Consider the following 12,455-nt stretch of genomic DNA (forward strand, 5'->3'; position numbering starts at 1 on the left):
TTTGGCCTACAAACCATTAAGCCTCCCGACGGGGGTTTAATGGTTTTTCCTTCCTGCAGCGACAGTCTGGCGATTATTACCCAAGTAAATATTCAGTGTTCTGATAACTATAGATAAAAGTAAGAACTTATCGCCTTCCCCCCGCTTTCTCCGCTCATCCTTACCAAATGGCAATAAACGCCAAATCAGCTTTAGCGTTTTACCCACTAAACACGTTATCATCATCGGGTATCTGCGCCCGCGCGCAACGCCTTTCCCCCAGCCTCAGGAGAACGTTATTTTGGATGCCAGCACGATCAACAGCTTGTTCATCATCGGTGCCGTGTTGGTGGGGGCAAGCATTCTTCTCAGTTCATTCTCTTCGCGGCTGGGCATTCCCATTTTGGTGATTTTCCTGGCGATTGGCATGCTGGCGGGGGTCGATGGCCCAGGCGGCATCGTTTTCAGCAATTATCCTGTTGCCTATCTGGTCAGTAACCTGGCGCTGGCGGTGATCCTGCTGGATGGCGGGATGCGTACCCGCGTCAGTTCTTTCCGCGTCGCGCTGTGGCCGGCGCTTTCCCTCGCGACCATCGGCGTGGTGATTACCGCCGGACTTACCGGCCTGGCTGCCGCCTGGCTGTTTGATCTTGATCTGCTTCAGGGCATGCTGATTGGCGCCATTATCGGCTCTACCGACGCCGCAGCGGTATTTTCACTGCTGGGCGGTAAGGGGCTTAACGAACGCGTCAGCGCTACGCTGGAAATTGAATCCGGCAGCAACGATCCGATGGCGGTGTTCCTCACCATTACTCTGATTGCGATGATCGCCGCCGGCGAAACCACGCTGAGCTGGATGTTCCCTCTTCATCTTCTGCAGCAGTTCGGCATGGGGATCATCTTTGGCCTTGGCGGCGGCTGGTTGCTGTTGGGGTTGATCAATCACATCAAATTGGCCGAAGGCCTGTACCCGCTGCTGGCCGTGAGCGGCGGCATTTTGATTTTTTCCCTGACCACCGCGCTGGACGGCAGCGGTATCCTGGCGGTATACCTGTGCGGCCTGATGCTGGGCAATCGTCCAATCCGCAACCGGCACGGCATTGTCCAAACCTTCGACGGTCTGGCCTGGCTGAGCCAGATCGGCATGTTCCTGGTGCTGGGGTTGCTGCTCAATCCGCACGAGTTGCTGCCCATCGCCATCCCTGCCCTGCTGCTGTCGCTGTGGATGATCTTGTTCGCCCGGCCGCTTTCGGTCTTTATCGGGCTGTTGCCGTTTCGCAGCTTTACCCTGCGCGAACGCAGTTTTATCTCGTGGGTCGGCCTGCGCGGCGCGGTACCGGTCATTCTGGCCGTCTTCCCGATGATGGCGGGATTGCCGAATGCGCAGCTGTTTTTCAATGTGGCTTTCTTTGTCGTCTTGGTCTCGCTGCTGCTGCAAGGTACCACACTGTCATTCGCCGCCAAAAAGGCCAAGGTCATAGTGCCGCCGGCGCTGGCGCCCGTCTCGCGGGTCGGGCTGGACGTGCACCCGGAAAACCAATGGGAGCAGTTTGTTTACCAACTCTCGTCGGAAAACTGGTGCGTGGGCGCTGCGCTACGTGAGCTGAAAATGCCGCCCGGCACTCGTATCGCCGCCCTGTTCCGGGGCAAGGAACTGCTGCACCCAAGCGGCAGCACAAGGCTGCGCGAAGATGACATTCTGTGCGTAATCGGCCATGAGCACGATCTGCCGGTGCTGGGTAAACTGTTCAGCCAGGCGCCGGTGGTCACGCTGGACGAGCGCTTCTTCGGTGACTTTATCCTGCAATCAGACGCACGCCTGAGCGATATCTCGCAGGTATACGGTCTTAACCTGCAGGAAGGCGTAGACGAACAACAAACGCTCGGCCAGTTCGTCCTTCAACTGATTGGCGGCGCCCCCGTGGTGGGCGATCAGGTGGAATGGGACGGTCTGACCTGGACCATTGCCGAAATGGACGGCAACTTGATCAGCAAGATTGGCGTAAAAATCGTGACTGACTGATCCTCCCGCAGTACCCGCTCGCTGCGCTGCGACTCCGCAGCGGGCCCCATAATACTGACGGAACTTATAAGCCCGGAAAGGTTCTTAAACTCTGTAATTATCAAAATCGGGGCTTTTAGCCTCGTCGTTTTAACCTTTACTCTGGGAACACTGCGCAGCGGTGATGGGTATTGATTTGAACAGCAAAACTCGATTTTTATCTGTCATGGTGCTGCTGGCTCTGGTGGTCATCGCGCTGGATCTGGGCATCGCCGATTTGGTCCATAGCATCTTAATTGGATAACGTTAACGTGACACAGCAGCAACAAGAAAAAGATATTCTGGGAAAAATACTGGTTACCGTCTCTTCGCTCTGCCTGGTTATCGTGGCAGGGTTGTTGATTTGGGGTTTTGTGCTGGATTAATCGTTCGGCTGGCATGGGTAACAAGGCAACACGACAACCACCTTTTGTTACAATGCTTCGACATCTCTTCCCGGCCGTAGCGCGTATGCTGAACGGACATGGAAATAAAAATGATACCCTCGTACTACTTAAGTGTTGGCCCGCCTGAAACGGGCTTTTTTTTTCTGTTTCACCCTATTCCAGATACAAAAAAACCGCCGCAGCGGTTTTTTTAGTTGGCAATGGCGATCAGATTTTGCACCCTTCGCAGTCCGCTTCGTCCTCAAGGATCTCAGGAACTTCTTTTGCTTTCTGCGCGGCTTTTTCTTCCGCTTTCGCTAATTCGGCATCGATATCAAAATCGAAAATATCATCACTCATCGCAAACTCCTCACGCTTAACTGGCTTCGAGGAGTGAGTATAATCGACAACTGCACAGGCGGAAACCCTTCAGTTAAGCACCGCCACCTGCGGCTGCTCGCCCTGTGGCTTCTTTGAATACGCCAGATCGTAGACGTCATAGAAATCGATTTCGCCTTTATTGGCGATAATTTCCTGCATGCGCGTTTTCAGCGTCGTGCCGATCGACGGCTCATCCAGCAACGCCTTCACCGACTGCGGCGACAGCGCGCGCGTGAAATACCACTCGCCGTTATAGCATACGCGCAGGTCCAGCACGCCGATATCCTCAAAACGATACACAGGTTTGATTTCAATCATCAGCATGGCAAACATGAACAAAACGAAGGCCGTGAAAGCCAAAAATGAGAAGAAGCCCATGTAAGGAACCTGGTACATCACAGCGATCACGGCGAAATAGCCGGCGAACATGGCAAGGCACAGATAGCGGTGCTCACGGGCAAATTCGCTGTTAAAACGCAGCTTGCCGTCGCGCCCTTCCTGCCGGTTGATCCGCTCGATTTCTTTTACCAAGATGCTTTTAATCGCGTCCATACTTACAACCTTATGCTTGGGGAGCATTACGCTATCAATAATCATTCCTCAAACTATCACAAGTACAGTTTGCCCAGGTAGATCAGTTCTGCAATTTAAAATCGGCAACTGTTATACCTGTACCGCTAGCGTTGCAGGGAATTTTTACCTTGCGCGAACATGAACATGCGTTGAGCGATATCGTCAGCTTGTTTGATTTTTTGCTTCTGCGGTTCATTACAGCGCTGAATTGCGCGGGCGTAGGCAATCTCATGAGCCTGGTCGATCGTCGCAATAATCTTGTCGCGCTCCTGCTTATCCAGGCTGCCGAGCAGAGTGGTGATTATCGCCTGATAGGCATTGGAGGCAGCGGTCAACGACTTCTCTCTGGCTTCCAGAGCAGCTACACGTTGCAATAATTCCTGCAGTTGATCGGACTCAGACATATCGACCTCCTGTTGCCGGGCAGCAAACCTGCCTGATTACAGTCTAGCAAAGATCGATAGCAACACAGAAAGGAGAGCCGGTTACGGTAAAGCACACCCGAAAAACCCAACAAGGAGCCGATAGTGCAAATCAACCCGGGTGCGCTTTACGATAACGGATCTTAAAGAGGGAAGCTGGCGCGCTATGCAGGACTCGAACCCGCGTCTATCAATTTTGTAGCCAAAACAAGCCATTATAAAACCAATCACTCTGCCAACTGAGTTAATAGCGCATCCCTTCGCTTCGGGGCGTCATTATCCATATCAATGCTATGGGATCAAGCGCGCGAGCGATTTTGCAGATAAATCTGACCCCTTCAGCCACCCAGCTCAATGATCGGGTAACGCCCGCTCATCAACGGCTTGCACAGGATCTTGTAACCATCGCTGTCAAAATGACTCGCGGTTCGCTGTAGCGAATCGGCCTGCTGCAGCGCGCCGACGCTCCCCAAATAGAACCAGTTATGAATGACGTGGTACTGACGCAAAAATGCCCCCTGCTCTTCCATAGCCACTCGCCCGGCATAGGGCCACGTGTTGATGCGCGTCTGTTGCAGCGCCGCCGCCAGCCGTTGGTCATGTTGCAGATCCGATTCGACACCGCAACAGACACCGGCGCATTTTCGCAAGCTATAACGGAAACACCCTCGCCCGGCGGGCAGTTTATCAATACCCAACTTGCCGTAACACAGGCGCTGTTCATCGGCGATAATCCGCAACTTTTCCAGTGCGGCAGTTCGGTTGGCAAACAGCCCATGCAGATTAGGCGTAGCGGCGAAATCAATGTCTTTGGCATGTGCAATGCTCACCTGGCCGCCATCCAGATGCAATGAACAGAGCTGCTTCGAACGGCGCAGACGTTTGTTGAACAGCGGCTGTTGCTGTTTGATCAACTGTGCCTCCAGCAGCAAAGCCCCCAGCTCACCGGCCGTTTCATGAAAGCTGATGCGCTGGGTTTGCCGCAACAGGCGGGCTTCATCCTGCGTGCGAAAATGCGCCATCACCCGGCTGCGAATATTAACGCTTTTGCCGATATACAGCGGCATGCTGTCACTCAAGCCATGAAACAGGTACACGCCCGGTGACTTGGGCAATACCTCAAGGCTGGTGCGCAGATGTTCCGGGTACTGATAAATGTCGAGCTCCGGCTCGAGTCGGTTTGGCATCATGGTAACGAATCGCGATCTTTGTTTATCAACATAACTGGTTTTTTATACAGTATAATGCTTGTTTGCTCAAATTGCATGCTCCCCATGATGACTTTTCTTTGATGAAGTTTATGAGAATAATATTTATTATCGACACCGCGGCAAAAATACGCCGCGTGTTTACCGCCAGTTAAAGCCGAGGGTGTCACCATGGCGCCTCTTGGAATCACGGCTTACCGCTGTTAGGGAAAACTAAGGCAAACCAGCATGAAATTCACCTCACGCCGCTTGGCGTTTATCGCGGCCGGCACTCTGCTCGCCGTCTTGCTCATCGCTTTGACAAGCTATTTGCAGCGCCCCCCACGGGCAAACCATGTCACCGCGCCGGTTCGCGTGGGCGATATAGAAAATGCCGTACTGGCAACCGGTAAAATGGACGCGGTTGAACGAGTGAACGTCGGCGCGCAGGTTTCAGGCCAGGTCAAATCCCTGAAGGTCAAACTGGGCGACCGGGTCGCTCAGGGCCAACCGATTGCCGACATCGATGATTTGCCGCAGCGCAATGACCTGCGCAACGCTGAAGCGGCGCTGAACGTCGCCAAGGCAGATTTGCAGGCCAAACAGGCGCTGCTGAAGCAGGCCGAATCCCGCTTTAAACGCCAAAAACGCATGCTGAACGATGAGGCCAGTTCACTCGAGGATTTTGAAGCCGCCGAAGCTACGCTCACCACCACCCGCGCAGAACTGATTGCCCTGAATGCACGTATCGTGCAGGCGCAGATTGAAGTGGATAAGAAAAAGGTCGATCTGAGTTACACCCGCATTCTGGCACCGATGGACGGCATCGTGATTGCGGTAATTACCCAACAAGGCCAGACGGTTAACGCCAACCAGAGCGCGCCGACCATAGTCAAACTGGCACGGCTGGACCTGATGACCATCAAAGCGCAGATCTCCGAGGCCGACATTACCCGCGTTTCCCAGGGGCAAAAAGCCTATTTCACTATTTTCTCCGATCCGGAAAAGCGTTATGACGCCACTTTGCGCACCGTCGAACTGGCGCCGGAATCGGTGATGAAAGACGACTCGCTCTCCGGCAACAGTTCTGCCTCCGGTTCCGGGACGTCGAATGCCTCGGTGTATTACAACGCGCTGCTGGACGTGCCCAACCCGGATAACCGGCTGCGCATCGCCATGACCGCACAGGTTTCACTGCTGCTCGGTGAAGCGAAAAACACGCTGCTGGTCCCCATTCAGGCGGTGCGTAAAACCGAAGATAAAAAACAGCAAGTGCAAGTGCTGACCGCTAATGATCGGTTGGAAATGCGCGAGGTAAAGACAGGTATTACCAACAACGTCGATATCCAGATCCTTTCCGGGTTGAAGGCCGGTGAAACCGTCGTGCTGATGCAGGAAAGCGCCAATTCGGGCGGGGATGGCATCTTACTGTGAACAACATTATTGAGCTGAAAGGCATAAGCCGCACCTATACCAACAGCGCCCAACCGCTGACGGTGCTCAAAAACATCAACCTGACGATCGCCGCGGGAGAACTGGTCGCCATCATAGGCGCCTCCGGCTCCGGCAAATCAACGCTGATGAACATCATGGGGTGTTTGGACGTGCCGGATCAGGGCGACTATTACATCGGCGGCCAGAACGCCTCACATTTGTCACCGGACGAACTGGCCAGGCTGCGCCGCGAACACATCGGTTTTATCTTCCAACGCTATCATTTAATGCCGGACATCAGCGCGCTGGCCAATGTCGAGATCCCGGCGATTTACGCCAACGACAAGCGCGATCAACGCCGCCTGCGAGCGGCGCAGTTGCTGGCGCGCCTGGGGCTGGAAGGCCGTGAAAACCATAAACCCGGCCAACTCTCCGGCGGCCAGCAACAGCGCGTCAGCATCGCACGCTCCTTAATCAACGGCGGCGAAATCATTCTGGCGGATGAACCGACCGGCGCACTGGATTCCAAATCCGGGCAAGAGGTGCTGGCAATCCTCAACGAGCTCAACCAACGCGGCCATACCGTGGTCATCGTCACTCACGATATGAAAGTGGCCCAACACGCACAGCGCATCATCGAACTGCAGGACGGTGAGATCATCGCCGACAGCGGTTGCAAGTCCCCCGCCGCGCCAGTCACTCAACCAACAGCCGTCCGCGTAAGGCAAGGCTACTGGCAAAGCCTGCTCGATCGCACCCGCGAATCGCTGCAAATGGCGCTGAAGGCGATGAATGCCCACCGTCTGCGCACCGCCCTGACCATGACCGGCATCATTTTCGGCATCGCTGCGGTAGTAACGGTAGTCGCTCTGGGCGAAGGTGCCAAACAGCGCACGTTGGCCAACATCAAAGATCTCGGCACCAATGTCGTCAGCATTTACCCCGGCCGCGATTTCTTTGATGACGCCATCGACAGCATTCGCACGCTGGTGCCAGCAGACGCCGATGCGCTGGCCAGCCAGAGCTTTGTCGACAGCGTCAGCCCAGAAGTCAGCGCCTCGGACTCCATTCGTTTTCGCAGCAAATCGGCGACAGCCTCAATCACCGGCGTCGGGCGCGACTATTTCCGCGTTAACGGCCTCACCTTATTGCAGGGCACGACTTTCCGTGACGATCGCAGCGCATTGCAGGAAGTGATCATTGACGAGAATGCTCGCAACTCGCTGTTCGGCGATTTCGGCATAGCGCCGCTCGGCCAAATCGTGTTTCTCGGCGCAGTGCCGGCCCGGGTGGTGGGCGTAGTCAAAAGCAACCAGGACTCCGCACCGAACCGCATCAGCGTATGGATGCCCTATACCACGGTGATGTACCGCATGGTGGGCAAGCCGACGCTAAGCAGCATCGGCGTGCGATTGAAGGATGACGTCGATAACGAAGCCGCCGTCGGCGCCATCAGCCAATTGCTGACCCAACGCCATGGCGTTAAAGACTTTATGCTGTTCAACCGCGACAAGTTTCGTAAATCGATCGAGCATGCTTCGATGACCCTGAGCCTGTTGATCCTGATGGTGGCTTCGATCTCCCTGATCATCGGCAGCCTCGGCGTAATGAACATTATGCTGGTTTCCGTCACCGAGCGAACACACGAGATTGGCGTGCGCATGGCGGTGGGCGCCAGGCGCAGTGACATCATGCAGCAATTTATGATCGAAGCCGTGCTGGTTTGCCTGATCGGCGGCGTGTTGGGCATTGCGTTGTCGTTCGCCGCCGGTTCGCTGTTTACCGCGCTGGCGGGCGGAATGCTCACAGCCATCTATTCCTGGCAGGCCGCCGCCGTGGCCTTTTGCTGTTCCACCCTAATCGGCATGATCTTCGGTTATCTCCCAGCCCGTAAAGCGGCGCGGATGGATCCGGTCATTTCACTGGCCAGCGAGTAACTTATGAAAATTTTGACACCAATAGCGTTATGCCTCGCAGCCCTGCTCAGCACCGGCTGCGGCAACGCATTGAAAAGCGATTATCAAACACCCCAGGTTAACTACCCGGCCCACTGGCAGGAGAGCGCCGATGCCGCAGGCCCGGTTCCCTTTGACTGGCGAGACTTCCACGATCCTCAACTTGACCGCTGGTTACAGCAGGTCATGGCCGGCAATAACGATTTGGCCGCCGCCGCACTGCGGGTTTATCGGGCTCAGTTAGAGGCGCAACGGGTCGGCATCAGCACCGCGCCGGGCGTGACCGCGACGCTCAATAGCAGTGCCAACACCGCTCTTTCTGATTCCTCACCCTGGAATAAAAGCAGCAGCGCCAACCTTGGCGTCAGCTATGAAGTCGACCTTTGGGGTAAGCTTGCGCGTCAGCGTGACGCTGCAGAATGGAGCCGGCAGGCCACGCAGCAAGATTTGCAAAGCGCTCGCTTGGCCTTGCTCGCCAGCACCAGCAAGAATTACTGGCGGGTAGGCTTTATCAATCAGCGGATCGACGTCAACCGGCAAAGCATCGCCTATGCCCGGCAGACTTTGCGACTGGTTAATGCCCGTTACCGCGCGGGCAGCGTCTCTTCACTGGACGTGGTGGATGCCGAACAGAACCTGATTAATCAGGAAAATACCCAGTTGGCGCAACTGCGCGAGCGCCAACTGGCGTTGAACGAACAAACGCTGCTGCTGGGTGCGCCGCCGGGCAATGCGGTGATTGCTCCCGCCAGGTTGCCGATGGGCCGGTTGCCGCAGATCAATGCCGGTATCCCGGTCAACGTGCTGCGCCATCGCCCGGATATCCACGCCAAGGAGCTGCGGCTTCGCGAAGCGTTGGCTAACGTTGACGTGAAACGCACCCAATATTATCCGGCCTTCAGCCTGACCGGTTCATTGGGCGCCAGCAGCACCGCGCTGCTGGAGTTTCTTCGCAATCCGATGGCGTCGGCCGGCGCGGGGCTGTCGCTGCCTTTCCTCGAGTGGCGGCAGATGAACGTTGACATCAAAATCGCCCGTAGCGATTACGAACTGCGGGTGTTGGAGTTCAAACAGGCGTTGTATAAAGCCATGGCCGATGTAGACAATGCTTTATCGTTGCGTACCCAGTTGATGGCGCAGGAGCAACACTTACAGACGGCCTTGGCTCTGGCGCGTAAATCTGAACGGTTGAATGAAATTCGCTATCGCCAAGGCGCCGTCTCTATCACCTTCTGGCTGGATGCGCAGAATCGCCGTCGGTTGGCAGAACTGGCCCTGGATGAAAACCGCTTTGACCAGTACCAGAACCTGGCGCAAATCTACCTGGAGTTCGGCGGCTCACCCCAATAATTCACCGGCCTGGCGTTTACGCCAGGCTTTGCTCCACAGCAGCAAAACGCATTAATTTTACCCGTATCCTTGCCGGTTCCTCCTATACTTTAGCGATCCCCTCCCCCCGATAAAAAAACCATCGATATGCACAAATATCAACCTGTTTTGGCACTATTCTGGTGAAAAACCATAAGAAAAACTGCTAAATTTGATCATCGCAAGATATAACGTTAAGCTATAGATGCAAAATAATTAGTCACCTAAATGACATATTCCTGCTAAAAGCGGGCACATTACGTGATTCGCATCACAAAAAAAGGCGACTTGGGATCTCTCCACATAGAGATAATATTAGCCACACTGATAACTGGGCAGAAGAAAGTGAACAAGGATTGCGAATTCACGTACGACTAAAATTGATTAAGGGATGATTATATGAAGTTAAGAAAAAAACGACATAAGCCGATGCATATTAATGACATCACCATCATCGACGACAGCAAGCTGAAGAAAGCGATTACCGCGGCGGCATTAGGCAACGCGATGGAATGGTTTGACTTCGGTGTCTATGGCTTCGTAGCCTACGCCCTGGGGCAAGTGTTTTTCCCTGGCGCCACCCCCGGCGTGCAGATGATTGCCGCACTGGCAACGTTTTCCGTTCCCTTCCTGGTGCGCCCGTTAGGCGGCCTGTTCTTTGGCGCGATGGGTGATAAATTCGGCCGCCAGAAGGTCCTTTCCATCACCATTATCATCATGGCGGTAAGCACATTCTGTATTGGCCTGATCCCTTCATATGCTTCGATCGGCATCTGGGCACCGGTGCTGCTGCTGCTGGCCAAACTGGCGCAGGGCTTCTCGGTGGGCGGCGAATACTCGGGCGCGGCGATCTTCGTCGCTGAATACTCGCCCGACAGAAAGCGCGGCTTTATGGGCAGTTGGCTTGATTTCGGCTCTATTGCCGGCTTCGTGCTCGGCGCAGGCGTAGTGGTGCTGATCTCCAGTATCGTCGGCGAAAGCAACTTCCTCGACTGGGGTTGGCGTATTCCGTTCTTTATCGCAGCACCGCTGGGCCTGATCGGCCTGTATCTGCGTCATGCGCTGGAAGAAACCCCGGCGTTCCAGCAGCACGTGGAGAAGATGGAGAAAGAAGACCGCGATGCCATCGGCAACCCGCCGAAGACCTCGTTTAAAGAGATCGCGGCCAAGCATTGGCGAAGCCTGCTGGTGTGCGTCGGTATCGTGATTTCCACCAACGTAACCTACTATATGCTGCTGACCTACATGCCGAGCTACCTGTCGCATAACCTGCACTACTCGGAAGATCACGGCGTACTGATCATCATCGCCATCATGATCGGCATGCTGTTTGTGCAACCGGTGATCGGCCTGGCCAGCGACCGCATTGGCCGCAAGCCGTTTATCATTGGCGGCAGCATCGGGCTGCTGTTGCTGTCGATACCCTGCTTTATCCTGATCAACAGCAATGTGATTGGCCTGATCTTTGTCGGCCTGCTGGTGTTGGCCGTGTTGCTGAACTCTTTCACCGGCGTGATGGCCTCTACTCTGCCGGCGATGTTCCCGACGCATATTCGTTACAGCGCACTGGCGATTTCGTTCAACATTTCGGTTCTGGTCGCCGGCGCTACGCCGACGGTGGCCGCCTGGTTGGTCGAGTCGACCGGTAACCTGTATATGCCGGCGTACTACCTGATGGTGGTGGCGGTGATTGGCCTGATCACCGGACTGTATATGAAGGAAACCGCCAACAAACCGCTACGGGGTGCTACCCCGGCCGCCTCGGACCGTACGGAAGCCAAAGAGCTGTTGCAGGAAACCTACGACAACATCGAACAGAAGGTTGAGGATATCAACGAGCAGATTGCCGAGCTGGAGAGGAAAAAGCAGACGCTTGTCGACCAGCATCCGAAACTGGACTAAAGCCCTCCCTCGGGGTTGATGCCGCTCGGTTAGGCACTACATGATCGATTGAACGATCCCATGGGTCGGTAAAAATCCGTAATCTCACTGCAGATTACGGATTTTTTTATGCCCCCTGACTTTGTCAAAGCAAACCCGGACAAGAAACCTTAATACCGGATTCAAAAGCGACGGGACCGAGTCGACGCAGCGCCAGCCGCTAATGCCGTCATTCCCACCGGCTTGTTACTCTGTGTGCTGTGGATTAATCAATGATGTCAATACGTGATCCTGCCAGCGGCCGGCAATCTTCAGATAAGACTTTGCATAGCCTTCTTTCTCGAAGCCGAGGCGCAGCAACAGCTTTTCACTGCGGCCGTTCGTCGGGATATAGGCCGCCATAATACGGTGCAGACCCAACTCACCAAACAGGTGACCGATGGCGGCGGTTAGCGCCAGGGTCATTATGCCTTTTCCTTCGTGCCGGGCGGCGATCGAGTAGCCCAGATGGCAGGCCTGGAATGGGCCGCGAGCAACCTGGGTAAAATTGCAGGCGCCCAGCATTTCGGTGCCTGCGCCATTGACGATACCAAATTGATAGGCACGCCCCTGTTCTGCATCTTTCCCCGCTTGCCAAAGCCGCTGCTGAATAACTTCAGCGTTGTAAAAGTCATCTGGCCGGCTCGGCTCCCACGGCAAAAGATGCTGTTGGTTCTCCCGAAAATAAAGATGAGCAATTTCAGTATCGCTGTCTGTCAGGATCTTCAGACGCAGGTCATTTCCTGCCATGCTCAAGATTTTCATTGTCATCCTCCATGTTTATTCAACCGGCAGCCTGGGTAACTCCG

The 12,455-nt window shown here is 55.0% G+C and carries 10 protein-coding genes and 1 tRNA gene; 5 read left to right on the forward strand and 6 right to left on the reverse strand.

Annotation, left to right across the window (positions count from 1 at the left end; genetic code table 11):
* Positions 1–280 precede the first annotated feature (280 nt).
* On the forward strand, positions 281–2,002 hold the full coding sequence (locus ACUTQW_RS00335; protein ID WP_004942972.1) for a potassium/proton antiporter: 1,722 nt from the start codon (positions 281–283) through the stop codon (positions 2,000–2,002).
* Positions 2,003–2,634: 632 nt separating this feature from the next.
* On the opposite strand, the gene ACUTQW_RS00340 is transcribed toward ACUTQW_RS00335, so the two are convergent.
* From ACUTQW_RS00340 to cho, 5 genes are all read right to left on the reverse strand, one after another.
* The gene (locus ACUTQW_RS00340) at positions 2,635–2,766 is read right to left on the reverse strand and encodes a hypothetical protein (protein WP_004942970.1); all 132 of its coding nucleotides are present in this window, start codon (positions 2,764–2,766) and stop codon (positions 2,635–2,637) included.
* 69 nt (positions 2,767–2,835) lie between these two features.
* A complete protein-coding gene (locus ACUTQW_RS00345; RefSeq protein WP_006324632.1) occupies positions 2,836–3,339 on the reverse strand; it encodes a YlaC family protein in 504 nt (167 codons plus the stop codon).
* A 125-nt stretch (positions 3,340–3,464) separates the two neighbouring features.
* Positions 3,465–3,764: a sigma-S stabilization anti-adapter protein IraP gene (locus tag ACUTQW_RS00350; RefSeq protein WP_004942964.1), complete on the reverse strand. Its 300-nt coding sequence runs from the start codon at positions 3,762–3,764 to the stop codon at positions 3,465–3,467.
* Positions 3,765–3,939: 175 nt separating this feature from the next.
* Positions 3,940–4,036: transfer RNA gene (locus tag ACUTQW_RS00355), tRNA-OTHER, on the reverse strand.
* Positions 4,037–4,120: 84 nt separating this feature from the next.
* On the reverse strand, positions 4,121–4,972 hold the full coding sequence (cho, locus tag ACUTQW_RS00360; RefSeq protein WP_004942962.1) for an excinuclease Cho: 852 nt from the start codon (positions 4,970–4,972) through the stop codon (positions 4,121–4,123).
* Positions 4,973–5,218: 246 nt separating this feature from the next.
* On the opposite strand from cho, the gene ACUTQW_RS00365 reads away from it, so the two are divergent.
* From ACUTQW_RS00365 to proP, 4 genes are all read left to right on the forward strand, one after another.
* Positions 5,219–6,403 (forward strand): efflux RND transporter periplasmic adaptor subunit, encoded by a 1,185-nt coding sequence (locus ACUTQW_RS00365; RefSeq protein WP_006324630.1) that lies wholly within the window; start codon positions 5,219–5,221, stop codon positions 6,401–6,403.
* The gene (locus ACUTQW_RS00370) at positions 6,400–8,340 is read left to right on the forward strand and encodes a MacB family efflux pump subunit (protein WP_006324629.1); all 1,941 of its coding nucleotides are present in this window, start codon (positions 6,400–6,402) and stop codon (positions 8,338–8,340) included. Before ACUTQW_RS00365 ends, ACUTQW_RS00370 begins: the two co-directional genes overlap by 4 nt.
* A 3-nt stretch (positions 8,341–8,343) precedes the next feature.
* Positions 8,344–9,708, forward strand: a complete 1,365-nt coding sequence (locus ACUTQW_RS00375) for a TolC family protein (protein ID WP_020438823.1) — start codon at positions 8,344–8,346, stop codon at positions 9,706–9,708.
* A 417-nt stretch (positions 9,709–10,125) separates the two neighbouring features.
* Positions 10,126–11,628 (forward strand): glycine betaine/L-proline transporter ProP, encoded by a 1,503-nt coding sequence (proP, locus tag ACUTQW_RS00380; RefSeq protein ID WP_004942953.1) that lies wholly within the window; start codon positions 10,126–10,128, stop codon positions 11,626–11,628.
* Between the two features lie 225 nt (positions 11,629–11,853).
* Here proP and ACUTQW_RS00385 read toward each other — a convergent pair whose 3' ends face one another.
* Positions 11,854–12,411, reverse strand: coding sequence for a GNAT family N-acetyltransferase (locus ACUTQW_RS00385; protein WP_006324627.1), 558 nt, complete (start codon positions 12,409–12,411; stop codon positions 11,854–11,856).
* Between the last annotated feature and the right edge of the window lie 44 nt (positions 12,412–12,455).

The organism is Serratia sp. TSA_7 (assembly GCF_052692135.1).

Coding starts and splice junctions, on each gene's coding strand:
- ACUTQW_RS00340 (WP_004942970.1), bottom strand. CDS start 2,766: ATGAGTGATGATATTTTCGATTTTGATATCGATGCCGAATTAGCGAAA.
- ACUTQW_RS00345 (WP_006324632.1), bottom strand. CDS start 3,339: ATGGACGCGATTAAAAGCATCTTGGTAAAAGAAATCGAGCGGATCAAC.
- ACUTQW_RS00350 (WP_004942964.1), bottom strand. CDS start 3,764: ATGTCTGAGTCCGATCAACTGCAGGAATTATTGCAACGTGTAGCTGCT.
- cho (WP_004942962.1), bottom strand. CDS start 4,972: ATGATGCCAAACCGACTCGAGCCGGAGCTCGACATTTATCAGTACCCG.
- ACUTQW_RS00365 (WP_006324630.1), top strand. CDS start 5,219: ATGAAATTCACCTCACGCCGCTTGGCGTTTATCGCGGCCGGCACTCTG.
- ACUTQW_RS00375 (WP_020438823.1), top strand. CDS start 8,344: ATGAAAATTTTGACACCAATAGCGTTATGCCTCGCAGCCCTGCTCAGC.
- proP (WP_004942953.1), top strand. CDS start 10,126: ATGAAGTTAAGAAAAAAACGACATAAGCCGATGCATATTAATGACATC.
- ACUTQW_RS00385 (WP_006324627.1), bottom strand. CDS start 12,411: ATGAAAATCTTGAGCATGGCAGGAAATGACCTGCGTCTGAAGATCCTG.